The sequence below is a fragment of the Actinocorallia aurantiaca genome (assembly GCF_039533685.1).
In the GTDB taxonomy this organism is placed as follows: domain Bacteria; phylum Actinomycetota; class Actinomycetes; order Streptosporangiales; family Streptosporangiaceae; genus Actinocorallia; species Actinocorallia aurantiaca.
Genome location: NZ_BAAATZ010000008.1, coordinates 39,743 through 65,172 on the forward strand (window position 1 = coordinate 39,743; position 25,430 = coordinate 65,172).

Consider the following 25,430-nt stretch of genomic DNA (forward strand, 5'->3'; position numbering starts at 1 on the left):
GCGCTGTCCCCCCTCACGGAGGAGACGGGGCCTCGCTCAGAGGCGCTCGATGATGGTGGCGTTGGCCTGGCCGCCGCCCTCGCACATCGTCTGGAGGCCGTAGCGGCCGCCGGTGCGCTCCAGCTCGTGCAGCAGCTTGGCCATCAGGATGCCGCCGGTGGCGCCCAGCGGGTGGCCCAGGGCGATGGCGCCGCCGTTGGGGTTGACCTTGGCCGGGTCGGCGCCGAGGTCCTTCTGCCAGCCGAGGACGACCGGGGCGAAGGCCTCGTTGATCTCGACGACGTCGATGTCGTCCATCTTCAGGCCGGACTTCTTCAGGGCCTTCTCGGTCGCCGGGATCGGGCCGGTCAGCATGTAGACCGGGTCGGAGCCGGCCAGCGACAGGGTGTGGATCCGGGCGCGCGGGGTCAGGTTGTGCGTGCGCACGGCTTCTTCGGAGGCGATGAGCAGCGCGGACGCGCCGACCGCGATCTGGGAGGAGACCGCGGCGGTGATGCGGCCGCCCTCGCGCAGCGGCTTGAGGCCCGCCATCTTCTCGAGGGTGGTGTCGGGGCGGGCGCACTCGTCGCGCTCGACGCCGTTCAGCGGCGCGATCTCGCGGTCGAAGTAGCCGGCCTCGATGGCCTTGCCCGCACGGATGTTGGACTCCAGGGCGAACGCCTCGAGGTCCTCGCGGCTCAGGTTCCACTTCTCGGCCATGAGCTCGGCGCCACGGAACTGGGAGATCTCCTGCATGCCGTAACGCTCGGCCCAGCCGTCGCCGTAGGGCATGCCGGCCTTGACGCCCTCGGGGCCGAACGGCACGTTCGAGCCCATCGGCACGGCGGCCATGTTCTCGACGCCGGACGCGATGACGAGGTCCTGGGTGCCGGACAGCACGCCCTGGGCGGCGAAGTGCACCGCCTGCTGGGAGGAGCCGCACTGGCGGTCGATGGTGACGCCGGGCACGCTCTCGGGCAGGCCCGCGGACAGCCAGGAGGTGCGGGCCACGTCCAGGGCCTGCATGCCGGCCTGCGAGACACAGCCCATGATCACGTCTTCGACGGCGGCCGGGTCGATCCCGGTGCGCTCGACGAGGGCCTTGAGAACATGCGCGCCGAGGTCGGCGGAGTGAACTCCGGCCAGGCCGCCCTTCCTGCTTCCGACGGGGGTACGGACCGCGCCGACGATGTACGCCTCGGCCACAACGCCTCCAAAGATCTAGGGGTGGGTTCCGTCCCATTAAACCGAATGGGGTTCGGTCAGTATGAGCTTACCCGCCGGTACGTGGCAACCCAAGAGTGACCCTGAACACTCATTCCGAGAAGACCCTGGAATCGGAGTCCGCTCCCAGCGACTCGCGGGAGAGGCGCTCCAGCAGGGTCGCCAGTTCCGGGTGTAGCTCAGGCTGCCAGTCTGCCACCAGGTGGTCCAACGCCAGACGACGGATCCGGAAGATGCGTTCGGCCAGGTCGCGCCCCGCGCCGGTGACCACCAGCCTCGCGCCGTCGGCGCCCTCGCGCTCGACCAGGCCCCGGTCGACCAGCGCGTCGATGCAGGGCCGGCCCCGTTCCCGCGTGGTGTGGGCGCGCGCGGCCAGCTCGGCGGCGCCGATCGAGCCGTCCGGGCCCTCCGACGCGATCCGGCACAGCGCCCAGACGCTCCCCGCCGGCAGGTCCGCTCCCGCGTGGGCGGCCAGGCGGCTGTAGAGCGCGCGGGCGTCCCGGTCGCGGTACAGCAGCCGTGCCAGCGCCAGCTCCAGTTCGGCCTTGGACGTGCGCGCCGTCGGCGCCCCCATCGACTCGCCCATCCCCGCGTCCCTGGTCGCGGTCCGCAGCGGCACCTCGCGCAGGAACCAGCTGGCGACGAACGCGACGGCCGCCACCGGCGTCGCGTAGACGAAGATGGTCTGGATCGCCTGGGCGTAGGCCTCGAGGACCGCCTGCGCGGTCTCCGGCGGCAGCCTCCTGATGAGCGACGAGTTCTCCTGCAGCGCCGCCGTGTTCGTCCCCGCCGGCAGCCGCCCCTCCCGCACGAGGTCCGCCATGCCGGAGGCCAGCCGGTTGCTGAAGACCGCGCCGAAGGCCGCGACCCCGAACGAGCCGCCGATGGACCGGAAGAAGGTGTTGCCCGAGGTCGCCGCGCCCAGGTCCCGGTACGGGCTGGTGTTCTGCACCGCGACGATCAGGACCTGCATGACGCAGCCCAGGCCGGCGCCCAGCAGCAGCAGGTACAGGCTCCGCTCCAGGACGCCGGTGCCCACGCCGAGCCGGGTGCACAGGGCCAGCGCCAGCGTGGTGGCCCCGGTGCCCAGAATCGGCCAGATCTTGTACTTGCCGGTCCGTGTGATCAGATGGCCCGAGAGCGTCGACATGGTCAGCGTCCCGGCCATCATCGGCAGCAGGCTCAGCCCCGACAGCGTCGGGGACACCCCCTCCACCACCTGGAAGTAGACGGCCAGGTAGGTGAGCGCGCCGAACATGGCGAACCCGATGACGAACGCGATCAGGCCGCAGATCGAGAAGACGGAACTGCCGAACAGGTGCAGGGGCAGCACCGGCTCGGCCGCCCGCCGCTCCGCCAGCCACCAGGCGCCCAGCAGCAGCACGGCCCCGGCGAACAGGCCGATCACCACCGGCGAGCCCCAGGGGTACTCGGTACCGCCCCAGGTGGTGCCCAGCACCAGGCACACCGCGGCGCCGGCCAGGGCGAAGGTGCCCGCGTAGTCGATCCGGTGCCGGGTCTGCTCCTCCTTGCCCCGGAGCACCGTCACGATCACCGCCAGCGCCACCGCCCCGATCGGCAGGTTGACGTAGAAGACCCAGCGCCAGCTCAGCGTGTCGACGAAGAATCCGCCCAGCAGCGGGCCCGCCACGCTCGCCACCCCGAAGACCCCGCCGAAGTAGCCCTGGTAGCGCCCCCGCTCGCGGGGCGAGACCACGTCGGCGATGATCCCCATGCCCAGCGCCATCAGCCCGCCGCCGCCCAGCCCCTGCAGCGCGCGGAAGCAGATCAGCGAGAACATGTTCCACGAGAGCCCGCACAGCGCCGAGCCGATCAGGAAGATCACGATCGCGGCGATGTACAGCGGTTTGCGCCCGTACTGGTCGCCGAGCTTGCCCCACAGCGGCGTCGAGGCGGTGCTCGCCAGCATGTAGGCGGTGACCACCCACGACAGGTGGTTCAGGCCGCCGAAATCGCTCACGATGGTGGGCAGCGCCGTCGAGACGATCGTCTGGTCCAGGGCGCCCAGCAGCATTCCCAGCAGCAGCGCCGTCAGGATCAGGCCGATCCCCCGGCCCCGCGCACCGGCCTCCCGTGCCATCCGCGCCCTCCCCGGCCCTCCAGGGTCGAGTACCCGAGCCCGTGGGCGGCGGAATCTGAACTCCGCGCCAAGAACTGTTTATGGTGAGTCCCATGAACGGGATCGTCACGCTCGTGCTGCTCGCGCTCCTCGCCGCCTTCTGCATCCGCTGGACGGCCGTACGGCTCCGGTTCCCCGCGCCCACGACCAGCGCGGTCGTCATCGTCTTCGTGCTCGTGGTGCTGGCCCTGTGGGGGCAGTCACTGAATTGACCTCCCCGACGGTGAACCAGGAGGGGCTCCCGTCCGTCTCATCTGATTGACCACTGCGAGGGAAGGAGTCCCGTGCCGAGCACCGCCGTGGGCACCCTCTCCACCTTCCTCACCAGACTCGCCGACTTCGCCGAGCCCCGGCCGCACGACGAGGCGCTGGACCTGTGCTACGGGTCCAGCCCGCTGGCCTCGGCCCTCACCCCGAGGGTCGGGCGGCTCACCTCCGTGGAGCTGGGCGCCGTGCCCGAGCCCGGGCCGGTGGAACTTCCCTACGCCGACGCGGCGTTCTCGCTGGTCACGGCGCGGTTCACCCTGCTGCGCATGACGGATCCGGCGGCCGCGCTCCGGGAGATGCTGCGGGTCTGCCACTCCTCGGGGCGGATCGTCCTGGCCGAACTGGCCCGCACCAACTGCTCCAGCGACCACCGGGACGCCCTGGAACGCGTACGCGACCCCAGCTTCCGGTCCACCCCGCCGATCGGCGACCTCATCGGGATGGTCGAGTCCGCCGGCGCCCGCATCACCCGGCTCGACCTGCTCACCGTGGAGCGCCCCGCCGAACCGTGGCTGGCCGCCGCCTGCGACCCGCGGATCGCCGAACGGCTGCGCGAGGTGCTGCTCGCCGAGGTCGACGGCGGTCCGAAGACCGGCGCCAAGCCCCGCATCATCGGGGGCGAACTGTGGTTCACCCAGACGTGGGCGCACCTGGCCGCCGTCCCCGTACGAGGCGTACGAGGCGTACGGGAGCTGACGGGCCGCCGGTAGCCCGCCCGCCTCAGGCGAGGGGCAGCTCGAACCAGACGGCCTTGCCGTCGGGCGTGGGGCGCGAGCCCCAGCGGGCCGCGATCTGGTCGACCAGGTACAGGCCGCGGCCGCCCTCGTCGGTCTCCCCCGCGTTGCGGATGCGGGGCAGCCGCAGGTCCGGGTCGAAGACCTCCACCCACAGCGAGCCCACGCCCTTGCGCAGCCGCAGCCGGAACTCCTGCTTCACCGGATCGGGACGGCCCAATCCCAGACTGGCACTGCCCAGGTCCCAGTCGTCCTCGTCGAAGGAGAGCTCCGGCGCGCCCACCAGCGCGCGTTTCTGAGCGGGGACGTTGGTGGCGTGCAGCACCACGTTGGTGACGATCTCGGAGACCAGCAGGCAGGCCATCTCGGCCTCGTCCTCGTGCAGGCCCCAGGCCGCGAAGGTCTCGGCCGCCAGCCTGCGCGCCTCCGACACCATGATCGGCTCGGAGGGGAAGGTGCGCTCCTCCACGGGGAGCTCCTCCGAGGCGGTGCGGATGACGACCAGGGCCACGTCGTCGTCGATGTCGCCGGGCACCGCGGCGAACACCGTGTTGGCCACCGTCTCCACGTCGCTGCGCGAGACCCGGCCGACCGCCTCCTCGATCAGGAGGCGGGACTGCTCGCTGCTGTAGTACGTCCCGTCGTCCTTGGGACGGCGCTCCACCAGCCCGTCGGTGTACAGCACGAGGGTGCTGCCCGGGGGCAGGGTGACCGTCGCCTCGTTGTAGATGATGTCGCCGCCCAGGCCCGGGGAGCGCACGCCCAGCATCGCCCCGGCGGCGGAGTGGAAGTCCAGCTCGCCCACCCGGCCGTCGAGGACGAGCATCGGGGGGCTGTGCCCGGCGTTGGAGAAGGTCAGCTCCCGCGACCAGGCGTCGTAGACGAAGTAGGTGCAGGAGACCAGGGACGGGCGGGGCGCGTCCGCGGGGCTCATGGTGCGCACCCACTCGTCCAGCTTGCGCATGATGTCGGCGGGGGACTTGTCGTCCTGGGCGAAGGCGCGCAGCGCGGCGCGCAGCTGGCCCATCACCGCGGCGGCCCGCGCGCCGCGGCCCTCCACGTCGCCGATGACGATGCCGACCCGGCCCGCCGACAGCGGGATCACGTCGTACCAGTCGCCGCCGACCTGGGTCTGGATGCCGTGCCCATGGGACTCCAGCGGCTTGGCGGGCTCGTAGCGCCAGGCGATCTGCAGCCCGTCCAGCCTGGGCGGGCGTTCGCCCGGCAGCAGGTGGCGCTGGAAGGCCAGGGCGGTCTGGCGCTCCTCCTCGAAGAGGAGGGCGTTGTCGATGGACAGCGCCACCCGGCCGGCGATCGCGCCGACGAGGTCGCGGTCGAAGCCGTCGTAGTGCGGGTCGGTGCGGCGGCCCAGGTGGGACAGGCCGAGGCTCATCACGCCCAGCACCTGGCCGCGCGCCACCAGCGGGGCGGAGATCATCGAGGTGAGGCCCAGCTCGTCGTCGAGCCCGGTGGTCAGGTCGACCAGCACCGCGTCGCGGCGGCTCATCGCCTTGGCCGCGTGGTGGTCGGGCGGGTAGGCCACCTGCTCGTCGACCTCGGGCCAGGTGCCGGGCGGCGGCGTCCAGTCGCCGGTGTGCCGCGAGATCCGCCGCATCAGCTTGTCGGAGGAGGCCAGGTCGATGAAGACGTGGTCGGCGAACTGCGGGACCAGGGTGTCGGCCACCGCCCGCAGCGTGACCTCCAGCTCCAGGGAGCCGGCCAGCCGGGTGCCGATGCGGTCGAGCAGCCCGTACCTGTCCTGCTCTCGCTGGTTGCTGCGCAGCGCCTCACGGGCCAGGATCGCCACCCCGTCGATGGCGCCCGACGGGTGGCGCAGCGGGACGGCCTGCGCCCGGGTGTAGATCGTGCTCCCGTCCTCCCGCAGGTTGCAGAAGGTGCCCTCCCAGACGCCGCCCTTCAGGACGTGCCGGGCCAGCTCGGTGGCCTGCTCGTGGTCCTCCTCGGCGATGCCGAGGGACAGCACGCTCTGGCCGATGTACTCGCTTCCGGCGAAGCCGAACAGCTTCTTGGCGAAGGCGTTGATGTGGATGATGTTGCTGAAGCGGTCGCAGACGATGACCGCCATCTCCATCTGGCCCAGCACCGCCTCGGGCGCCAGCTCGGGCTCGAAGGGGGGTTCGCCCCACTGCTTCATCCCCGCACCTCCGGCGCCCTTTCCATGACGAATACGGCGCCCGTGGGCGGGAGGGGGTGGAGATCCTCGACCAAGATCTCAGAGCTTCGCGACGAAGACGTGTTCGGCGATGCGTCGCGGAAGCTCTGTCTCAGGCCCGTCTCCGGAGTCCTCACTGGTCACTCGCACACCATCGTCGCCAACCGCGAGCGTCACCTCGCGTCCGGGCTGAATCCCGACCTGCTTGAGTTTAAGCATAAGGTCATGATCACTCTGGATCTGTTCACTGATCCGCCGGATGACCGCGGCTTGTCCGTCCCGGGTGGCGACCGACGTCATCGCCGTCAGGCCCTCGTCCTCACCGGCCTGCTCCTCTTCGCCGCTGTGGCCGCCGAGCTCCTCCAGACCGGGGATCGGGTTGCCGTGCGGGCAGGTCGTGGGGTTGTCCAGCAGCACCAGCAGCCGCCGCTCCACCGACTCGGACATGACGTGCTCCCACCGGCAGGCCTCGGAGTGCACTTCCTCCCAGGGCAGGCCGATGACGTTCACGAGCAGGCATTCGGCGAGACGGTGCTTGCGCATCACCCGTACCGCCAGGTCCCGGCCGGATCTGGTCAACGCCAGGTGGCGGTCGCCCTCTACCCGCAGCAGGCCGTCGCGTTCCATACGGGCGACCGTCTGGCTGACGGTTGGCCCGCTCTGGGAGAGTCGTTCGGCGATGCGCGCGCGCAGCGGGACGATCCCCTCCTCTTCAAGCTCGAACACCGTGCGGAGATACATCTCCGTGGTGTCGATCAGGCCGTGTGAGGTCAAGGTTCCTCCAGTCTCTGCCTCAGAGTTTACGTCTTCGGCCGCCCTCCAGATGCCCGGATACCGGAGCTCAGTTAAGCGTTTTGCGGGTGCGTCGTATTCCACTCAACTACAAAGGGCCGCCCGCGGGGGCGGCCCTTGTGACATTCGTTACAGGCTTTGATCGCCCGAGACCTCGGAAACGGGGCGGGTTCCGGGGCCGGTGTAGCGGGCGCTCGGGCGCACCAGGCGGCCGGTGCGCTTCTGCTCCAGGATGTGGGCGGCCCAGCCCGCGGTGCGTCCGCAGGTGAACATCGCGGGCATCATCGCGGTCGGGACCTCGGCGAAGTCCAGGATCACCGCGGCCCAGAACTCGACGTTCGTCTCGATCGGGCGGTCGGGACGGCGCGCGCGCAGCTCCTCCAGCGCGGCGTCCTCCAGCGCCTTGGCCGCCTCGTACCGGGTGGCGCCCAGTTCCCGGGCGGTGCGGCGCAGCACCCGGGCGCGCGGGTCCTCCGCCCGGTAGACGCGGTGGCCGAAGCCCATGAGCCGCTCTCCGCCGTCGAGGATGTCGGCGACGACCTTGCGTGCGTCGCCGAGCTGCTCGACCCGCTCGATCATCGGCAGGACGCGGGCGGGGGCGCCGCCGTGCAGCGGGCCGGACATCGCGCCGATCGCGCCGGAGACGGCCGCGGCCACGTCGGCCCCGGTGGAGGCGATCACCCGTGCGGTGAAGGTGGAGGCGTTCAGGCCGTGCTCGGCCGCCGAGACCCAGTAGGCGTCGATGGCCCGCACGTGCCGGGGATCGGGCTCGCCGCGCCAGCGGATCATGAACTGCTCGGTGACGGTCCGGCCCTCGTCGACCCGCGACTGCGGAACGGCCGGCAGGCTCAGGCCGCGGGCGCTCTGCGCGGCGAAGGACAGCGTCTGCGCCGAGACGCGGGCGAGGTCGGCACGGGCCTCGGCGTCGGAGACGTCCAGCAGGGGGCGCATGCCGTAGACGGTGGCCAGGGTCGGCAGCGAGGCCTGCACGTCCACCCGGACGTCACCGGAGCGCACCGGCAGGAGGTGCGGCTCGGCGGGGGCCAGGCCGGGGTCGAACGAGTCGTCCACGAGCAGGCCCCAGACCCGGTCGAAGGAGACGACGCCCACGAGGTCCTCGATGTCCACGCCCCGGTAGCGCAGGGCGCCGCCCTCCTTGTCGGGCTCGGCGATCTCGGTCTCGAAGGCGACGACTCCTTCGAGCCCCGGCTTGAACTCAGACATACGGCCTGCCTTTCGGTTCCCCTGCGGTCGGTCGCCGTGCATCGAACCCTGCTCGGTTACCCGCCAGTATCCCAGGGGGGCGTCTCGGGTTCCAGGGGCTGGTGGAAAGCTTGACCACCGTGGATCGTCTTCCCGCTGACCCCGCAGGCTTGAGAATCTCATACGAAAGAGGGGCCCTCACCGAAGAAACCGCGCCCGCCGAGCCCTTCGCCCTGTTCGCCGACTGGTTCGCGGACGCGGTGGACGCGGGGCTGCCCGACCCCAACGCCATGGTCCTGGCGACCGCCTCGGCGGAGGGCAGGCCGAGGGCCCGCACCGTCCTCCTCAAGGGGTTCAAGGAGGACGGCTTCCGGTTCTTCACCAACCACACCTCGCGCAAAGGCCGGGACCTGGCGGAGAACCCCTGGGCGAGCCTCCTCTTCCCCTGGCATCCGCTGCAGCGGCAGGTGATCGTCATGGGCCGGGCCGAGACGCTGCCGCCGGAGGAGAGCGCCGCCTACTTCCGCTCCCGCCCCCACGGCTCGCAGATCGGCGCCTGGGCCTCCCGGCAGTCCTCGGTGATCCCGGGCAGGGAGGAACTGGAGAATCGGTTCTCTGAATTGGCCATAAAATGGCCGGAACCGGACAGCGTCCCCGTGCCCGACTTCTGGGGCGGCTATCTGGTGATCCCCGATTCGGTGGAGTTCTGGCAGGGCCGGCCCGACCGGCTGCACGACCGGCTGCGCTACACCCGGGAGACCGGATCCCCCGACCCCTGGCTACGGGAGCGCCTCGCCCCATGAGCAAGAGACTGCTGCTCGACACCACGCCTCTGCGCAACCCCGCCTACCGAAGGCTGTGGATCGGGCACGGAGTCTCCTTCACCGGCTTCCAGATCACCTCGGTGGCCGTGCCCGTGCAGGTCTACCAGATGACCGGCTCGTCCTTCTGGGTCGGCGTCCTGGGCGTGGTCAACCTGGTGCCGCTGATCGTCTTCGGCCTGTGGGGCGGCGCCGTCGCCGACCACATGGACCGGCGCAGGCTGCTGTTCCTGTCCTCGCTGCTGACCTGGGTCGCCACCCTCGGCCTCCTCGCCCAGGCCGTCCTGCGCCTGGAACTGCTCTGGCTGCTCATGGCCGTGGTGGCGCTGCAGTCCACCGGCTTCGCGATCTCCTCGCCGACCCGCGGCGCGATCGTGCCCCGGCTGTTCAGCGTCGAGGAGATCCCCGCCGCCAACACCCTCAGCTACACCTTCAGCCAGGCCGCCACCCTCGGCGGACCGCTGCTGGCCGGCCTGATCCTCACCCGCTGGGACTACTCCTGGGCCTACGCCCTGGACGCGGTCCTGTTCACGGTGATGCTCTGGGCCGCCTTCCGGCTGCCCGACATCCCGCCGCTCGACGGCACCGAGAAGGTCCAGGGCACGCCCGGACTGCGCTCCATCCTGGACGGGCTGCGCTTCCTGTGGACCCAGCCGGTCCTGCTGATGTCCTTCGTCGTCGACATCATCGCGATGGGCGTCGCGATGCCCCGCGCCCTGTTCCCCGAACTGGCCGACACCCGGTTCGGCGGCGAGTCCGCGGTCGGCTGGCTGTTCGCCGCGATCGGCATCGGCGCGGTCCTGGGCGGCCTGTTCTCCGGCTGGATCGGCCGGATCCGGCGGCAGGGCCTGGCCCTGGTCGTCTCGATCGTCCTGTGGGGCCTGGCGGTGGCCCTGGCCGGGCTGCAGCACTCCCTGTGGGCGGCGGTGGCGCTGCTGGCCCTGGCCGGCGCGGCAGACCTCGTCTCGGCCGTCTTCCGCACGACGATCCTGCAGACCTACGCGCCCGACGAGCTGCGCGGGCGGGTCCAGGGCATCTTCACCGTGGTCGTCGCCGGCGGCCCCCGGCTCGGCGACATGCGCGCCGGGATCATGGCCGTGGCCTTCGGCGCGGGCGTCTCCTGGGTGTTCGGCGGCCTGGCCTGCGCGGTGCTCGTCGTCCTGGTGGGCCTCGCCTCCCCCGCCCTGCTGCGCTACCGTCCGGACGCCCCGGACCACGGGCCGGAGGAGCGATCTTCCAAGCAGGTCACGTAGGCTTTCCCGATGTGAGCGACATCGTCATCCCCGAAGAGATCAAGCCCGCAGACGGCCGTTTCGGCTGCGGCCCGTCCAAGGTCCGTCCCGAGCAGCTGCAGGCGCTGTACGACTCCGGCAGCACCTACCTGGGCACTTCGCACCGGCAGAAGCCGGTCAAGTCGCTGTTCGGCCGGGTCCGCTCCGGGCTGGGCGAGCTGTTCCAGCTGCCGTCCGGATACGAGGTCCTGATCAGCAACGGTGGCACCACCGCCTTCTGGGACGCCGCCGCCTTCGGCCTGGTCCGCCAGAAGTCCCAGCACGCCACCTTCGGCGAGTTCTCCTCCAAGTTCGCCAAGGTCGTCTCCGGCGCCCCTTGGCTGGACGAGCCGACCAAGGTCTCCGCCGACCCGGGCTCGCACCCGGTGCCGGTCGCCGAGGAGGGCGTGGACGTCTACGCGCTCACCCACAACGAGACCTCCACCGGCGTCGCGATGCCGATCCGGCGCGTCGTCGAGGACGACTCGCTGGTCATGGTCGACGCCACCTCCGGAGCCGGCGGCCTCCCCGTCGACGTCTCCGAGACCGACGTGTACTACTTCGCCCCGCAGAAGTGCTTCGCCGCCGACGGCGGCCTGTGGGTGGCCCTGGTCTCGCCCAAGGCGCTGGCCCGGATCGACGAGATCGCCTCCTCCGGCCGCTACATCCCGGAGTTCTTCAACCTCACGACCGTGGTGGACAACTCCGCCAAGGACCAGACCTACAACACCCCCGCCGTGTCCACCGCGCTGCTCTTCGCCGAGCAGATCGAGTGGATGAACTCCAACGGCGGCCTGGCCTGGACCACCTCCCGGACCGCCGACTCGGCCTCCCGGCTGTACTCCTGGGCCGAGAAGTCCGAGGTCGCCACCCCGTTCGTGGCCGACCCGGCGCAGCGCTCCCAGGTCGTCGGCACGATCGACTTCGCCGAGGGCGTCGACGCCGCCGCGATCGCCAAGGTGCTGCGCGCCAACGGCATCGTGGACACCGAGCCCTACCGCAAGCTCGGCCGCAACCAGCTGCGCGTCGGCATGTTCCCGGCGATCGACCCCGCCGACGTCGAGGCGCTCACCGCCTGCGTCGACCACGTGGTCGAGCGCCTGAACGGGTGAGAGGCGCCACTGCCGACCCCGGCGCGGGCATTCCGGACCCGCCAATAGGCTCATGAGCGTGTACCGTCCCACCCGCTGGCTGCTGCCGTTGATCCTGATCCTGCTCGTGGTGGCCGTGATCGTGGGAACCCTGCTGCAGTGAGCCAGATGACCTCGCTGGTGCTCGCCGCCGCCCTCCCCCTGGGGGGCGGCGGCGACGCGCAGGTGGCCTTCACCCTCCAGGACCCCTCGATCACCGAGTCGTCCGGGCTGGCCGCCTCCTCGCGGCACCCCGGCATCGTCTACACCCACAACGACTCCGACGGAGCCCCGCAGATCTTCGCGGTCGACTCCTCGGGGCGGACGAAGGCCGTCTTCAGCGTCGCCGGAGCCACCGCCCGGGACTGGGAGGGCATCGCCATGGGCCGCGACGAGGCGGGACGGCCCGCCCTCTACATCGCGGACATCGGCGACAACCTCAAGGGCGCCTGGCCGTACGTGACCGTCTACCGGGTCCGCGAGCCGTCCCGGATGAAGTCCCGCACGCTCCAGGCCACCGCCTTCCGCTTCACCTACTCCGACGGAGCCCGCGACGCCGAGGCGATCCTCATCGACCCCAGGGACAACCGGCTCTACGTCGCCTCCAAGACATTCGGGGCCGGACGGCTCTACCGGGCTCCCCGCAAGCTCAGCTCCACCCGTACGAACGTCCTGAAGCCGGTCGGCTCCGCGCACTCCTTCGCCACCGACGGCGCCTACGCGCCCGACGGCAGCTCCTTCGTGATCCGCGGCTACTTCTCGGCCACGCTCTACCGCGCCCCTGACGAGCAGATCACCATGATGTCCCTGCCCTCGCAGGAGCAGGGCGAGTCGGTCACCTACACCCCGGACGGGCGCGCCCTCCTGATCAGTTCCGAGGGGGAGGACCGGAAGGTCTGGCGGGTGCCGCTCCCCGAGGAGGCCCTGCCCTCGCCCGCGCCCTCGGCCGCGTCCGAGAGGTCCTCCGGCGAGCCGCCTGATAACGAATCGGAAAGCAAAGGAACTAACCGGGGCCTCGGATTGTTCGTCGTCGTGGGTGCGGTGATGGCGGCCATCGCCTACAGCCGCAGACGAAAGTGAGTGGAGCGTGTCACTATTCCTCCTGTGGACCACGAGCTCGTCGGCCTGAGGGCTGAGGGCCGACGCCCGCCGGGCGGCGCTCCCTTCTCCCTGCTGGCCCTCGCCTTTGCGCTCATCCCCCTGAACCCTCCATGGCTGTGGGCGTCCCTCGTCCTCGGCTTCTCCGTGCTGCCCCTGGTCACCCCCGGCGCCCGGCCGGGCCCCTCCTGGCGGCTGTCCCCGGCCGGCCTGGAGCTGGCCGACCGGGACGGCAGGGTCGTCCAGGGCTACTCCCCCGGCCGCATCCAGGAGCTGTCGATCAGCGCCGACGAACTGGTGCTGACCGTCCACCACAAGTTCGGCACCACCCAGCTGGGGACGCTGCCGGAGATGGGATTCGAGCCGCACGCGTTCTTCGTGACCGCGCGCCGGCTCGGCCTGGTCATCCGGGTCGTCGACGGCGACTTCGCGCCCGACCCCGACGAGGAGCAGGACTACCTGGACGTCGAGGCGTCCCTCATGGCCGCGGTGGTGGAGCCCGCCGAGACCCGGGGCGAGCCGGTCGTCCTCGCCTCGCGGCTCCAGCGCTCGGCGCGGCTGAGGCTGGTGCTGCTGGGCGGCGCCGCCATCGCGCTGGCCTGGACGATGGTGGTGCTGGCCGCGGTGCAGGGCACCCCCACCCCGGCCTCGCGGTTCGGTGCCGGGCTGTGGGCGCTGGCCGGGTCGGTCGTGCTGCTGGCCCTGCGGCGCAGGCTGCGCCGCAACGCCCCGGTGCACTGGACGGTCTCCGCCGAGGAGGTGCAGGGGCTGCCCGCCTCCTCGATCGGGGCGATCCTGCTGGGGCCCGGCCCCGAACTCGACGCGATGACCGGGGAACCGGACTACGCGCCGCTGACCGCCGTGGTCTTCGACCACCGGCTGCGGGTGATGGGCCACCTGCACGCCCGGGGCGTCGACGAGTTCCAGCTGGCGCACACCCTCGACGAGCACGGCTACAAGGTGATCTCGACCGCGCCCGCCTCGCCCCGGCCGTCGGAGTACGGGCTGGAGGGGCTGCCGGAGATCTTCGCCCAGGTTCCCGGGGGCCGGCTGGTCGTCGGCGAGGACGGCCTGGGCTGGGCCGACATGGCCGGCGACGTCATGCTCAAGATGCCCGCGGACCGGATCGGCGTCATCGAGCTGCTGACCGTCGACGGGCACGCCTGGCTGCGGGTGTACGACAACGAGGGCGAGGAGTTCCTGACCGCCCCGCTCAAGGCGCTGCGCATCGCCCGCACGGACCTGCGGGAGAAGGCCCGCAGCGCGGGCCTTCCGGTGACGGACGCCGAGTACGAGGCCTACCTGAGCGCCGCGTTCCACGGCGCGGTCTCCACCCTCGCCGCCGAGGACCCGGTGCCGCCGCCCGTCCCCGAGGCGGGGCCCGGGGCCCTGCTGGACGCCACCCCCCGCTCCCGGATGTGGGGGTACGGGATCACCTCGGCGATCTGCCTGCTGGTGGCGATGACCGCGGCCTGGGTGTTCACCGGGTTCGGCGCGGCGCTGGCCTGGTCGGTGCCGGGCGGGCTGCTGGCCGGGCTGGCCGGGGCCTGGCTGTACGACCGCAACCGCTCCCAGCTGCGGGTGTCGATGCACGGCATCGCCTCGGTGACCCGCCTGGGCCGGACCGACTGGAGCCTGCGCCGCGAGACCGTCGGCGGGATCGGCATCGACCACTCGACCGAGGGCGTCCCCCGGCTGGTGGTGTGGAGCCCCGGCGGCCGGGTGCTGCGCCGCGTGACGTTCGCGCCCGACCTGTCCGAGCTGCGCAGGGCCTGCGAGAAGTACGGGCTGCCCTGGGGCCCGCCGGACCGCAGCGGCTCGGCCGCGCCGCCGCCGGAGATGTGACCCGGGCGGCTCAGGACTCCCGCAGCGGCCAGTTCGCCAGGGATTCGTAGCGCGGGCCGCCGTGCCCGCCGCCGGGGTGGCTGAGGACGAGGTGGACCTCCCCCGCCGTCCAGGCCGTGCCCGCGAAACCGGAGAGCTCTTCGGTGAGCGGCCTCAGGTCGCGCGGGACGCGGGAGCGGGCGACGGTCAGATGGGCGTGGTAGTCGCGGTGCGGGTCCTGTTCCGCGCCCGCCCGCTCGCCCGCCCCGACGACCGCTTCGGCCAGGTCCGACAGTGCCCGGAGGTCCCCTTCGAGCCCCGTCCACAGCACGCGGGCACGGGATCCGCCCCGGGGGAAGGCGCCTGCGCCGGAGAGGGCCAGTTCCGGCGCCGGGCGGTCGGCGACGCGCTCCAGCCCCTCCAGGAGCCGCCGGTGCCCGGACTCGTCGAGCTCGCCGTAGAAGGCGAGCGTCACATGCCACAGTTCGCGGCTCAGCCAGCGCAGGCCGGGCCGGGAGGCCCTGACCGGGGCCAGGACCTCGGCCAGCTCGTCCAGGACCTCCTCTGGCGGGATGAGAGCCGTGAAGAGTCGCATGTCAGGCCCGTTCGATGATCCGGCCGTGGGCGTTGAGGACGTGGGACAGCAGCGCGGGCGGGCGGGTGCCCGCGCCGTCGAAGAGCACCTCGGGGGTGAGGGCCCAGTCGCCGCCGACCCAGGCGTCCGACAGCACCCCCTCGCCGGACGGCAGGGTGTGGCCCGACTGCTTGATCCGCAGCGCCCGCACCGAGTCGTCCGTGGGGGTGTCGGTCTCCACGCAGATCACCGGGACGCCCAGCCGCGGCCCGTCCTCGACCAGCCGCATCAGCAGGTCGCCGTGCTCCTCCAGGGCCGCGCCCACGTCGAAGACCACCAGCAGCCGGACGGGGGGCATGTCCGCCACCAGCGCGGAGTCGTCGCCGCCGACCGCCCGCAGGTCGATGAGGTCGATGAGCCTGCCGAGCCGGTGGGCCGTCTCCCGGCCGGCGGCGACCCCGCCGCCGCACAGCAGGTTGACCGTGGCGGGCGGCAGCCCGTGCAGCCAGCCCGCGCCCGACAGGCCGGTGGGGTCGACGACGTCGAGCCCGCAGACGCCCGGGGGCACCGCGGCGAAGAACCGGGTGACCAGCGACCAGGCGAACGCCACCGAGTCCTGCGGGGTCGTGCCCCGGTTGATCCAGACCATGCGCCGCCAGGGCATGCGCAGGACGAGCGGGATCCGCAGGGTGCTGATCTCGTCGGCGTTGAGGTGGCCCAGCAGCAGGCCCTCGCCGAGTTCCTCGCCGGGCTCCCAGGTCAGCCAGGCGGGGCTGTCGAAGGACGACAGCTCGGCGCCGACCGCGCTCTCGTGCGCGGCGAGCTCCCCCGCCAGCTGGGTCATGTCGGTGGTCAGCCGCTCGGTCGCGGCCTGCATGAGCTGCTGGGAGCGTCCCGGGGCGGCGCGGCCGCTGACCTCGTCGTCCCTGATCGCCAGGGCGTGGTCCATCGAGGCCCGGTAGGAGGCGAGCGACCGGCTGGCGTCCTCCCAGACGAGCCAGGCCCGGTCGGTGAACGGCACCCGCCCCGCGCCCGGCGCGTCCGTCTCGACGGGCGGCGGGGGCGCCTGCGGGGGCACGGTGGAGCCGCCCGGGGACGGCTGCGCGCCGTAGAGGGACGACGGCGTGGACGTCTCCGGCCGGACCTGGGGCGGCGCGGGAGGCGGGGGCCCGGGGTCGTCCACCTGGACGCCGTGCGCGGTGACCAGGGCCGCGAGCCCCTCCGCGTACCCCTGGCCGACGGCCCGGACCCGCCAGGAGCCCTGGCGCCGGTAGAACTCCAGGGCGATCAGCGCCGTCTCGTCGGCCAGCCGGTCGATGGTGAAGCTGTGGCCCCCGGCCCGCACGGTGGGCGGCGGGACCGTCGAGAGGGGCGCGTGGTCGGCGAGGCTGAACGCCACCAGGACGGCGTGGACGTCCGCGGGGACCGCCGAGAGGTCGAGCTCCAGCGCGTCCTGCGACCAGCGCACGCCGGGCCCCTCGGGGGCGTTGTAGAAGACCAGGTCGGCGTCGGAGCGCACCTTCAGGTCCCGGCCGACGAGCAGCGCGCTCAGGTCGACCGGGGCCGCGCAGGAGCAGGTGACGGCGAGCCCGGCGGCGCTCAGCGGGGCATTGGCCCCCCGGATGAGCTCTGCCACGGATCAGGCGTGGGCCGCGATCGCCGGGAGCATGTCCTGGAAGGTTCGCCCCTGGCTGGGCTCGCCGATGGCGTTGAGCTTCCACTCCTGGCCGTGCCGGTAGAGCCGGGCCATCACCATGCCGGTGTGCGCGCCCCCGCCGGTGAGGGTGTAGCGGGCCAGTTCCTGGTTGGTGCTCTCGTCCACGACCCGGCAGAAGGCGTTCTGCACCTCGTTGAAGGTCTGGCCCTGGAAGGAGCTGACCGTGAAGACCAGCGAGGTGACGTGGACCGGCACCCGGCTCAGGTCCACGATGATCGACTCGTCGTCGCCGTCGCCGGCGCCGGTGAGGTTGTCCCCCGTGTGCCGGACCGAGCCGTCGCGGCTGGTCAGCTGGCCGAAGTAGACGACGTCGGCGACCTGGTGGTCGGCGAAGAGCACCACCGAGGCGTCCAGGTCGATGTCCTGCTCGCGGGAGCCGAAGAAGCCCTTCTTCTTCACCGCGTCCCAGCCCAGGCCCATCCGGACCACGGCGAGCCCGCCGCCGCCCGGCTTCTGCAGCGAGATCCGCTGCCCCTTCTGCAACGAAACAGTCACGACGTCGCCCCTCCACGTTCGGTTGATCCGGGGTCCAGCTTTGCAGCAGGGCCTCGGGTTGTCACCTGACATGAGCCTATGCCGAAGACACGACGGTTTCGCGGCGTATCCGGGGATAAGCGATCACGGCGGTGGCGGTCATGACCGCCACCAGCCCGCCCAGGACGATCGAGGACCGGGCCCCGAACGTCTCGGCGACCCAGCCGATGAACGGCGAGGCGATCGGGTTGGTGCCCATGAACACCAGCATGTACAGGGCCATCACCCGGCCCCGCATCTCGCCGGAGACGCCCAGCTGCAGGGTGGCGTTGGCGGCCGTGGTGAAGGTCATCAGCGCCAGCCCCGCCGGGACCAGCATGAGCAGGAAGGCCGGCCAGCTCGGCATCAGCCCCACCAGGACCTCGAGCACGCCGAACACCAGCACCGACCCGTACAGCAGCCGCCTGCTGGGCGCGACGCGGCGGGCCGCCAGCAGCGCCCCGCTCATCGAGCCCAGCGCCAGCAGGGTGCTGGCCAGGCCGAACTCCGAGGCCCCCCGGCCGAAGACCTCGGTGGCCACCAGCGAGGTCGTGATCTGGAAGTTCATCGAGAAGCCGGCCACCAGCGCGACGGTGACCAGCACACTGACCAGATCCGGACGGTCCCGGACGTAGCGCAGCCCCTCCCGCAGCTGTCCCTTCTTGCGCGGGACGGGCGGCAGGACGTGCAGCTCGTCCTCGCGCATCATCCAAAGACCGAGGATCACCGCGCCGAACGACGCCGCGTTGATCAGGAAGACGGGTCCGGTGCCGACCAGGGCGATCAGCACGCCCGCGACGGCGGGCCCGACCATCCGGGCGCCGTTGAAGGTGGCGCTGTTCAACGCGATGGCGTTCGGCAGGTCGTCCTTGCCGACCATCTCGACGACGAAGGTCTGCCGTGCCGGGTTGTCGAACACCGTCGCCATGCCCAGGACGAACGCCAGCACGTACACGTGCCAGACCTGGGCGTTCCCGGTGACGGCCAGCACGCCCAGGATCAGCGCGGGCAGGCCGAGGCCGAGCTGGCTGAACATGAGCAGCCTCCGCCGGGGGAAGCGGTCGACGATCACCCCTCCCCACAGGCCGAACAGCAGCATCGGCAGGAACTGCAGGCCCGTGGTGATGCCCAGGGCCGTCCCGCTGTTGTGCGTGAGCTGCAGCACCAGCCAGTCCTGGGCGATGCGCTGCATCCAGGTGCCGACGTTGGAGATCACCTGGCCGGACATGAAGAGGCGGTAGTTGCGGTTCCGCAGGCTGCGGAACATGCCGCCCTTCAGCTTCTGCTCAGGCGCTCCAGGATCGGCACCGCCCGTTCCAGGGCGGCCCGCTCCTCCTCCGTCAGCTCCGCCAGCCGCATCGCCAGCCAGGCCTCTTTGCGCCTTCGGTGCTCGCCCAGGAGAGCGCGCCCCGGCTCGGTCACGGCGAGGACCACCTGCCGCCGGTCGGTCGCATGGGGCCGCCGTGCGACCAGCCGCGCCGCTTCGAGCGCCGCGACCGTCCTGGTCATGGAGGGCGGTTTGACGTGCTCGTGCTCGGCGAGCTCGCTCGGCGTCATCTCGCCGTGCCGTTCCAGTACCGCCAGGGCTGAGAACTGGGTGACCGACAGGTCGCTCCCCACCTGGGCCCGCAGTCTGCGCGAAAGCCGGGCCACCGAGATCCGCAGTTCCTCGGCCAGTCCGGAGCGTGCCGTCCTCGTGGTCTCGTTCATCATCACATTCATTAGCAAGAGTCATTACTCTTGCTAACGACCTCCCGGGTTCTCCTATTCCGCCCCCCGACGTCCGGCACCCTATACCGGCCCGGGGTATCCACCCCCGTGACGGCGACCGCACCTGGGAGCGCCGATAGTGTGGCTGACATGCCGACACATCCCAGGCGGCCCCAGCCGGAGCCGCTGAAGACCAATGACGTGCGCGTCGCGGCCGCGGGCACCGTCGTCTGGGCGGTCGCGCTGCTGGTACTGCTCGTCGTCGGGCTTCCCGAAGACGAGACCTGGTGGCTGTGGGTGTGCGTGACCGGCGCGGTCATCGGCCTCTTCGCCTGCTGGTTCATCCCGCGCATGCAGCGGACCCGCGCCGAGGACGCCTCGTCGGCCGCCGGAGGAACCCCTGCCGGGGAGCTCGAGGAGGCCCGGCTCCGGGAGGAGACTTCCGCCACCCGGGAGATGCGGGCCGCCGAGGAGCGCGGAGAGGGAACGACCCGCAGGCCTCCGCTCAGCTGAGATCGTCCTCGGCCAGCAGCAGGGCCGCCGAATCCGGCGCGGTCAGCAGCGCCGCCAGGGACTGCCGGTCGGACCACCGGCCCAGCTCCCAGGCGATGGCGCGGGCCAGGCCGCCGGGACCCGAGGCGTGCGGGCTCCCGTCGTACCACCAGGACACCTCACGGCCGTGCACGACCAGCTTCTCGTGGTGCAGATAGCTCTCGGGGGCCTCGGGGAACAGCTCGCGGACGATCCCCGGCACCTCGCGCTCGACGCCCGGAGAGTCCGGGCCGCCCTGCACCTCGTCCGAGGCCAGCGGAAGCTCCAGCAGCTCCGCCAGGGCCTCGGCCCTGGCGTGCGGCAGCAGCACCAGCGGCTGGTCGGCCAGCAGCGGCAGCGCGTACGGGACGTCCACCACGATGGCGTCCTCCGCCGGAACGACCTCGACCACGCCCCCGGTCACCGCGCGCACCTCGTCCGGCGGCAGGAGATCCGGCGCCTGCGACAACCATGTCCACAGCTCCCTGAGCCGGTCGCGCCGCACCGGCCTCGCCGGATCGGCCAGCAGGCCCAGCAGCTCGTCCGGCGGGACGTCGTCGAGGGTCCGCCTGACGCCCAGCGCCCTGGCGAACTCCGGATCGAGGAACTCCGGCGCGGGGTCGTAGAGGTCCTCCAGCAGCGGATCCGCTTCGTGGGCGCGGCGCACGCCGCCGAGGACCTCATGGCGCTCCAGCCACCAGGACGTGTAGGACGGCACCCGGGTGCCGTCCATCAGGGACAGCGGCTCCACGACCGCCTCCCTGTAGGGCGGGCGGGTCAGCAGCGCGAGGGCCGCCTCCCAGTCCCGGACCAGCTCCAGGTCCCGGACGGCGACCAGTTCGGGCAGATGGCCGGAGGGGACGTCCCAGTCCTCGACCCCGTCCAGGCCCAGCTCGTCGAGGGTCTCGAGATCGTTCAGGTCCACGTCCCGGACGCGCAGGAGCGCGAAGCCCCGCAGCACTCCGGCGTTCTCCAGCGCCGCGGACCCGTACCGCTCGACCAGTTCCGGATCCACGATCCCGAAAGGCGAGTCCTCGCCCATCACCCGGCGCAGCGGGGAGTCCTCGAACAACAGCTCGCCCGCCGGGTAGAGCTCGCCGTCCGCGCCGGTCAGCGCCAGCTCGGACAGCCAGGGCTCGGCGGGGCCCGACAGCGCGCCGGTCAGCGTCAGCACCGCGTCGGCGACCGCGTCGCACTCCTCCGGGTCCTCCAGATCCAGGGAGCCCTCGACCGCGGCCCGCACCGCCGGATCGGCGAGCACCTGGCGGGGACCGGCCTCCACCGCCCCGAGCCGGACCAGCAGCGGATGGTCGGCGTCCGGATCGGCGATCCGCAGGCCCAGCACGGCCAGCCGTCCCGGCTCCGGCAGATCCCGGGCCAGCAGCACCCCGCGCGGCCCCCGGACGAGCCTCCCGTCGGCCAGCGGCACCGGCAGGGCGCCCAGCTCCCCGGCGTCCACCCCGCTCAGCGCGTCGTAGATCCCCCGCCACCAGGCGGGTTCGCGGTCCAGGCCGGCGAGCGCGTCCACCACGTCCGCGGCGGACATGCGCCGTACGCCCAGCGCCCGCATCGCCCGGTGCCCGGCCGGCCAGGCGGCGGGCAGCAGGCCGGGCACCACGCCGCTCAGCGCCTCCACCAGCGGGGCGGGACCGTCCACCGCCACCGCGTCCCTGCCCCTGACCCGCGCCCCGGCGTCCTCGGCGAGCGGCAGCAGCGGGGCGTCGGGCAGGAGCCGGAGCACCGCCCGGCGCAGCGCGCCGTCCAGGACCCCGACCGGGACGGGGCCCGGCACCAGGTCGAGCAGGGCTCTGATCCCGGCGTCCTCCGCGCCGCCCGCTCCCGCGAGCAGCTCCAGATAGGTCTCGGCGGCCCGCTCCACCAGGAAGTCCGTCAGCCCGCCCGGCTCCGCCCTCCGGCGGTCGGAGGCGAGCGGCAGGCTCGCGATCAGCAGGGCGGGGAAGTCCAGCGGCTCCTCGGTCGGGGTCGGCGCGTACAGCACCTCGCCGCCGGGCGGAGGGGCGTCCAGCGGCCCGCGGGACTCGGCCCGCACCGCCCAGCGCACCGACCAGAACGGGCGGCCCCGCTCCTCGGTGGGCCGATCGGCCAGCAGTTCCCCGGGGATCCCGCCGTGGGCCTCGGCCGTCCGCCAGCGGGAGACCGTCTCTTCGCCCTCCCCCGGGGCGGCGGCCCCGCGGGTCTCGGTGACGGTGACGGTCTCGGGGGTGGGACGGGCGGCCCGCAGCAGGCGGGTCTCCCCGTCCACGACGACGGTGAGGGTGGCCAGCGCGGGCAGCGCGAGCAGGAGCGGCGCCCCCAGCTCGGCGAGCTGGGCGCGCAGCGACCGCTCGGCCGCCTCGTCGCGGAACGGAAGGGTGATCAGGGTGGTGAAGCCCTCCGGCGGGACGGCCTCGGCGGGGAAGGGCAGCCGCAGGACCGGGACGTGGCCGTGCCGGGACGCGAGCGCCTCCGCCAGCTCGGGGATCCCCGCCACCAGGGCGCGGGTGCGCTCCGCGGACCAGGCGACGGCCCCGGTGAGGGACGCCGCGGACGGCTCGTCGCTCACCGAGACGACCGCGGTGAACCCCACCCCGAAGCGGCCCGCCGAGTCGTCGCCGCGCTTGGTGGAGGCGCGCAGCGACGACAGGGACTCCACGCCCTCGGCGGTGAGCGGCGCCCCGGTGTTGGCGGCCTCCAGCGCCCCCTCCCACAGGACCAGCCGCAGGTGCCCGGGCACCCCGGCCCGCCGCGCGGCGTCGGCGGCGTTCTGCGCCAGCTCGACCAGGACCCGGTCGCGGTAGCCGCCGAGCGCGTAGTCCTCCTCGGCGTTGGCGTCCTCGCGGAAGCGGGCGGGCGCGGACGTCCAGGCGTCCAGGACCCGGGCCCGCAGCCCGGAGGTGCCGAAGGGATCTTCCATGGTCAGCTGTGGCCGAGGGCTTCCTCGTCGGACACCTCGTCCTCGGGCGGTTCCGGCCCCTCGGGCGGTTCCGGCCCCTCGACCGCGGCGGTCTCCTCGGGGGCGACGGCCAGTTCGTCGAGGGCCATCTCGTCCAGGATCAGCGGCGGGACCTCGGCCGCCGAGGGCGCCACGACGGCCTCGGAGTGGGCGCCGCAGCCGTGGTCGGCCGAGACGGCGCGGCCGTCGTCGGGCGCGTGCTCGTTGGCGCAGACCCCGAAGAGCCGGCGCATCCCGCCGGAGAGCAGGAGGTAGAACCCGCAGGTGCTGCACTGGGCGGGGGCCGCCACCGCGATCGGGGCCTGCGGGCCCGCGGCGCCCTCGTACCAGCGTTCGGCGGCCTGGTCGCGGCCCTCGGCCGACAGGACCCTGGCCCGGCCCAGGCCGAGTTCCCACTGGGCCTGCTCGTCGAGGTCCTCTTCGGGCTGGGCGAAGCCGGGCGCCAGCCGGGCGTCGTCGGGTGCGGTGGGCAGCAGGTCGCCGGGGCCGAGGTCGCCGGGGCGCAGCCGGTCGAGCCACGGCACCCATTCGGGCGGCAGGACGGCTTCCTCACCGGGGAGCAGCGCCGTCTCGGAGACGGTGACGACCTTGGCGCGAGCCGCGCGGGTCACCGTGACGGCCCAGCGCCAGCCCCGGTAACCGAAGTCCGTGCAGGCGAAGAAGTGGGTCACCACCCGGTCGCCTTCGACGGCGTACCCCTGGTGCTCTCCCACTTCGGAAGGCCTTGCCGTCTCCTTCGCGGCCTCCAGCGCCAGGTCGACGGCTTCGACGCAGGCCGGGTCCGCGACGGAGCGGCCGCGGCGGACTGGGGCGGAACGGAGTGACGTCACAGACAGATTGTCACCCATCCGAGGACATGACCGTGCACCCGTCCCCGTCCGCCACGGGCCCGGGACCGTCTCCGGCCACCCTTGCAGAGCTGTTTCGGACGCCGTCAAACGGGTGTTCCGGATCAAACTTAAAAGGGTGTCCACCTCAGCGGACGTTCCTTAAAATGACGGCCATGATGGTGGGATTCGACCTGGACCTGACCCTCGCGGACACCCGCGGGGGCATCGGCTCCGTCTACTCGGCGCTCGCCGCGGAGACGGGCGTCTTCATCGACGTCCCCCTGGTCGTCGGGCGCCTGGGCCCCCCGCTGGAGATGGAACTGGCGAACTGGTTCCCCGAGGACCGCGTCCCCGAGATGGTCCGGCGCTTCCGGCGGCTCTATCCGGAACTGGCCATTCCGGCCACCGTCCTCATGAGCGGGGCCGCCGAGGCGGTCGCCGCCGTCCGCGCGGCGGGCGAGCGCGTCATGGTCGTCACGGCCAAGAACGAACCGCACGCGCGGGCCACCCTGGCCTTCCTCGGACTGGAGGTCGACCTCCTGGCCGGCGGCCTGTGGTCGTCCGCCAAGGGCGCGGCGCTGCGGGAGCACGGCGCGCACACCTACGTCGGCGACCACACCGGCGACGTCGACGCGGCGCGGGCGGCCGGCGCCTTCAGCCTCGCCGTGGCCACCGGCGGGTTCAGCGCGGCGGACCTGCTCGGCTACGGCGCCGACCACGTCCTGGACGATCTCGGCGCGTTTCCGCAGTGGCTTGACGGGTTTGACCGGGTATGTCAAACCCGCCCGGGGGAAGAACGGGAGGAGGTGCCGCCGATCGAGGGACGATAAGGAGTATGCCGTTTTGCCGTAAGGCATTAGCCTTGTACGGATCACAAGAACGCTGCAGCCAGACAGAGGTCCGCCGTGCCCAGTGGCAAGGTCAAGTGGTACGACACCGACAAGGGTTTCGGTTTTCTCACCCGCGATGACGGGGGTGAGGTCTTCGTGCATTCCTCCGCCCTCCCCAGCGGAACAAGCGCCTTGAAACAGGGCCAACGGGTCGAGTTCGGGGTCGTCGAAGGCCGTCGCGGCCAGCAGGCCCTGTCCGTGAGGGTCGTCGACACCCCTCCCTCGGTCGAGAAGACCATCGCCAAGGCCAAGCGCAAACGCCCCGACGACATGGTCGTCATCACCGAGGATCTGATCAAGCTCCTCGACCACGTCTCAGAGACCTACCGCCGCGGAAAGCACCCCTCCGGATCCGAAGCCCGCAAGATCGCGACGGTCCTGCGCGCGGTCGCCGACGACATCGATGGCTGACCTGCCCTAGTCTTCTGGGGGAGGATCACATCAATGAGCAGAACGACGCGCGAGCGGATCGTGGCCGAGGCGCTGCGGCTGTTCGCCGACCGCGGTTACGCCGCGACGTCGGTGGCCGAGATCGAGGCCGCCGCCGGCCTGTCCCCGGGCGCAGGCGGTCTCTACCGGCACTTCCCGTCCAAGCAGGAAGTGCTGGCGGCCGCCGTGCGCGAACGCATAGAGCGCACCCGCGACCAGGTCAGCACGGTCCTCTCCGAATCCGAGAACCTCAAGAGCAAGCCGCTCGACCTGCGGCTGCGCATGACCTGCCACGCGGGCATCGCCAAGATGCGCGAGGAGCAGGACCTCATCCGGGTGCTCTTCCGCGACCTCGACCAGTTCCCCCAGCTGGTCGCCGACATGCGGGACGGCGTGGTCAACCCGCTGTACGAGAGCATCGCGACCTGGCTGGCCACCCAGCCCGAGTTCCAGGACAGGGACGAGGACTGGCAGGCGATCGCGGCGATCCTCGGCGGATCGGTGGTCAACTACTGGCTGGCCGGCGAGTCGCTGTACGAGACCCCGGTCAAGACCGACGAGAAACGTTTCGCAGCCGCCTGGGCCCGGCTGGCCCTGGGTCTGCTGAACCAGAACTAGCGGGCCCGA

23 protein-coding genes are annotated in these 25,430 nt (G+C 72.2%); 11 read left to right on the top strand and 12 right to left on the bottom strand.

The features are described 5' to 3' along the window. Positions 1-36: 36 nt before the first annotated feature. Entirely contained in the window at positions 37-1,185 is a 1,149-nt protein-coding gene (locus tag ABD327_RS12305) for an acetyl-CoA C-acetyltransferase (RefSeq protein WP_344450451.1), read from the bottom strand. A gap of 109 nt (positions 1,186-1,294) precedes the next feature. Beyond that, the gene (locus ABD327_RS12310) at positions 1,295-3,304 is read right to left on the bottom strand and encodes an MFS transporter (protein WP_344450452.1); all 2,010 of its coding nucleotides are present in this window, start codon (positions 3,302-3,304) and stop codon (positions 1,295-1,297) included. Positions 3,305-3,396: 92 nt separating this feature from the next. On the opposite strand from ABD327_RS12310, the gene ABD327_RS12315 reads away from it, so the two are divergent. Together ABD327_RS12315 and ABD327_RS12320 are read left to right on the top strand one after the other, a co-directional pair. Further along, on the top strand, positions 3,397-3,555 hold the full coding sequence (locus ABD327_RS12315) for a hypothetical protein (protein WP_344450453.1): 159 nt from the start codon (positions 3,397-3,399) through the stop codon (positions 3,553-3,555). Positions 3,556-3,627: 72 nt separating this feature from the next. Next, positions 3,628-4,320 carry a class I SAM-dependent methyltransferase gene (locus ABD327_RS12320; RefSeq protein WP_344450454.1) on the top strand — a complete coding sequence of 231 codons (693 nt, stop codon included), beginning with the start codon at positions 3,628-3,630 and terminating at the stop codon, positions 4,318-4,320. Between the two features lie 10 nt (positions 4,321-4,330). Here the strand turns inward: ABD327_RS12320 and ABD327_RS12325 are convergent, their stop codons facing one another. The 3 genes from ABD327_RS12325 to ABD327_RS12335 all read right to left on the bottom strand — a co-directional run bounded on the left by ABD327_RS12325 (position 4,331) and on the right by ABD327_RS12335 (position 8,533). Next, a complete protein-coding gene (locus ABD327_RS12325) occupies positions 4,331-6,499 on the bottom strand; it encodes a SpoIIE family protein phosphatase (RefSeq protein ID WP_344450455.1) in 2,169 nt (722 codons plus the stop codon). 78 nt (positions 6,500-6,577) lie between these two features. Continuing rightward, entirely contained in the window at positions 6,578-7,291 is a 714-nt protein-coding gene (locus ABD327_RS12330; RefSeq protein ID WP_344450456.1) for an iron-dependent transcriptional repressor DtxR, read from the bottom strand. Between the two features lie 147 nt (positions 7,292-7,438). Further along, a complete protein-coding gene (locus ABD327_RS12335) occupies positions 7,439-8,533 on the bottom strand; it encodes a citrate synthase 2 (RefSeq protein ID WP_344450457.1) in 1,095 nt (364 codons plus the stop codon). 149 nt (positions 8,534-8,682) lie between these two features. Here ABD327_RS12335 and pdxH point away from each other — a divergent pair, with 149 nt between their 5' ends. The 5 genes from pdxH (at position 8,683) to ABD327_RS12360 (ending at position 14,677) form a co-directional block, all read left to right on the top strand. Next, positions 8,683-9,315, top strand: coding sequence for a pyridoxamine 5'-phosphate oxidase (gene pdxH / locus ABD327_RS12340; RefSeq protein WP_344450458.1), 633 nt, complete (start codon positions 8,683-8,685; stop codon positions 9,313-9,315). After that, positions 9,312-10,586: an MFS transporter gene (locus ABD327_RS12345; protein WP_344450459.1), complete on the top strand. Its 1,275-nt coding sequence runs from the start codon at positions 9,312-9,314 to the stop codon at positions 10,584-10,586. The genes pdxH and ABD327_RS12345 overlap by 4 nt, the downstream gene beginning before the upstream one ends. An 11-nt stretch (positions 10,587-10,597) precedes the next feature. Beyond that, on the top strand, positions 10,598-11,716 hold the full coding sequence (gene serC, locus ABD327_RS12350) for a phosphoserine transaminase (protein ID WP_344450460.1): 1,119 nt from the start codon (positions 10,598-10,600) through the stop codon (positions 11,714-11,716). Between the two features lie 147 nt (positions 11,717-11,863). Then, on the top strand, positions 11,864-12,814 hold the full coding sequence (locus ABD327_RS12355) for a hypothetical protein (RefSeq protein WP_344450531.1): 951 nt from the start codon (positions 11,864-11,866) through the stop codon (positions 12,812-12,814). A gap of 24 nt (positions 12,815-12,838) precedes the next feature. Then, positions 12,839-14,677: a hypothetical protein gene (locus ABD327_RS12360; RefSeq protein WP_344450461.1), complete on the top strand. Its 1,839-nt coding sequence runs from the start codon at positions 12,839-12,841 to the stop codon at positions 14,675-14,677. 10 nt (positions 14,678-14,687) lie between these two features. Here the strand turns inward: ABD327_RS12360 and thpR are convergent, their stop codons facing one another. The 5 genes from thpR to ABD327_RS12385 all read right to left on the bottom strand — a co-directional run bounded on the left by thpR (position 14,688) and on the right by ABD327_RS12385 (position 19,170). Beyond that, the gene (gene thpR / locus ABD327_RS12365; RefSeq protein WP_344450462.1) at positions 14,688-15,251 is read right to left on the bottom strand and encodes an RNA 2',3'-cyclic phosphodiesterase; all 564 of its coding nucleotides are present in this window, start codon (positions 15,249-15,251) and stop codon (positions 14,688-14,690) included. 1 nt (position 15,252) lies between these two features. Continuing rightward, positions 15,253-16,866, bottom strand: coding sequence for a TerD family protein (locus ABD327_RS12370; protein WP_344450463.1), 1,614 nt, complete (start codon positions 16,864-16,866; stop codon positions 15,253-15,255). A 3-nt stretch (positions 16,867-16,869) separates the two neighbouring features. Beyond that, positions 16,870-17,442, bottom strand: a complete 573-nt coding sequence (locus ABD327_RS12375) for a TerD family protein (protein WP_344450464.1) — start codon at positions 17,440-17,442, stop codon at positions 16,870-16,872. A gap of 76 nt (positions 17,443-17,518) precedes the next feature. Then, on the bottom strand, positions 17,519-18,727 hold the full coding sequence (locus ABD327_RS12380; RefSeq protein ID WP_344450465.1) for an MFS transporter: 1,209 nt from the start codon (positions 18,725-18,727) through the stop codon (positions 17,519-17,521). Positions 18,728-18,735: 8 nt separating this feature from the next. After that, positions 18,736-19,170, bottom strand: a complete 435-nt coding sequence (locus tag ABD327_RS12385) for a MarR family winged helix-turn-helix transcriptional regulator (RefSeq protein WP_344450466.1) — start codon at positions 19,168-19,170, stop codon at positions 18,736-18,738. Positions 19,171-19,320: 150 nt separating this feature from the next. On the opposite strand from ABD327_RS12385, the gene ABD327_RS12390 reads away from it, so the two are divergent. After that, a complete protein-coding gene (locus tag ABD327_RS12390) occupies positions 19,321-19,683 on the top strand; it encodes a DUF2530 domain-containing protein (protein ID WP_344450467.1) in 363 nt (120 codons plus the stop codon). Here ABD327_RS12390 and ABD327_RS12395 read toward each other — a convergent pair. Together ABD327_RS12395 and ABD327_RS12400 are read right to left on the bottom strand one after the other, a co-directional pair. Next, entirely contained in the window at positions 19,676-22,615 is a 2,940-nt protein-coding gene (locus ABD327_RS12395) for a sacsin N-terminal ATP-binding-like domain-containing protein (protein ID WP_344450468.1), read from the bottom strand. The genes ABD327_RS12390 and ABD327_RS12395 overlap by 8 nt on opposite strands. A gap of 2 nt (positions 22,616-22,617) precedes the next feature. Then, positions 22,618-23,484, bottom strand: a complete 867-nt coding sequence (locus tag ABD327_RS12400; protein ID WP_344450469.1) for a DUF3027 domain-containing protein — start codon at positions 23,482-23,484, stop codon at positions 22,618-22,620. 173 nt (positions 23,485-23,657) lie between these two features. Between ABD327_RS12400 and ABD327_RS12405 the strand changes: the two genes are divergently transcribed. The 3 genes from ABD327_RS12405 (at position 23,658) to ABD327_RS12415 (ending at position 25,421) form a co-directional block, all read left to right on the top strand. Beyond that, on the top strand, positions 23,658-24,314 hold the full coding sequence (locus tag ABD327_RS12405; RefSeq protein WP_344450470.1) for an HAD family hydrolase: 657 nt from the start codon (positions 23,658-23,660) through the stop codon (positions 24,312-24,314). A 75-nt stretch (positions 24,315-24,389) separates the two neighbouring features. Continuing rightward, a complete protein-coding gene (locus ABD327_RS12410) occupies positions 24,390-24,785 on the top strand; it encodes a cold-shock protein (RefSeq protein WP_344450471.1) in 396 nt (131 codons plus the stop codon). Positions 24,786-24,818: 33 nt separating this feature from the next. After that, complete coding sequence (locus ABD327_RS12415; protein WP_344450472.1) at positions 24,819-25,421, top strand: TetR/AcrR family transcriptional regulator; 603 nt, start codon at positions 24,819-24,821, stop codon at positions 25,419-25,421. Positions 25,422-25,430 lie beyond the last annotated feature (9 nt).

Bases quoted from the DNA above. Each gene is read 5' to 3' on its own strand.
- ABD327_RS12310 (WP_344450452.1), bottom strand. From the start codon at position 3,304: ATGGCACGGGAGGCCGGTGCGCGGGGCCGGGGGATCGGCCTGATCCTG.
- ABD327_RS12315 (WP_344450453.1), top strand. From the start codon at position 3,397: ATGAACGGGATCGTCACGCTCGTGCTGCTCGCGCTCCTCGCCGCCTTC.
- ABD327_RS12325 (WP_344450455.1), bottom strand. From the start codon at position 6,499: ATGAAGCAGTGGGGCGAACCCCCCTTCGAGCCCGAGCTGGCGCCCGAG.
- ABD327_RS12335 (WP_344450457.1), bottom strand. From the start codon at position 8,533: ATGTCTGAGTTCAAGCCGGGGCTCGAAGGAGTCGTCGCCTTCGAGACC.
- ABD327_RS12345 (WP_344450459.1), top strand. From the start codon at position 9,312: ATGAGCAAGAGACTGCTGCTCGACACCACGCCTCTGCGCAACCCCGCC.
- ABD327_RS12355 (WP_344450531.1), top strand. From the start codon at position 11,864: ATGACCTCGCTGGTGCTCGCCGCCGCCCTCCCCCTGGGGGGCGGCGGC.
- thpR (WP_344450462.1), bottom strand. From the start codon at position 15,251: ATGCGACTCTTCACGGCTCTCATCCCGCCAGAGGAGGTCCTGGACGAG.
- ABD327_RS12380 (WP_344450465.1), bottom strand. From the start codon at position 18,727: ATGTTCCGCAGCCTGCGGAACCGCAACTACCGCCTCTTCATGTCCGGC.
- ABD327_RS12385 (WP_344450466.1), bottom strand. From the start codon at position 19,170: ATGAACGAGACCACGAGGACGGCACGCTCCGGACTGGCCGAGGAACTG.
- ABD327_RS12390 (WP_344450467.1), top strand. From the start codon at position 19,321: ATGCCGACACATCCCAGGCGGCCCCAGCCGGAGCCGCTGAAGACCAAT.
- ABD327_RS12395 (WP_344450468.1), bottom strand. From the start codon at position 22,615: ATGGAAGATCCCTTCGGCACCTCCGGGCTGCGGGCCCGGGTCCTGGAC.
- ABD327_RS12405 (WP_344450470.1), top strand. From the start codon at position 23,658: ATGATGGTGGGATTCGACCTGGACCTGACCCTCGCGGACACCCGCGGG.
- ABD327_RS12415 (WP_344450472.1), top strand. From the start codon at position 24,819: ATGAGCAGAACGACGCGCGAGCGGATCGTGGCCGAGGCGCTGCGGCTG.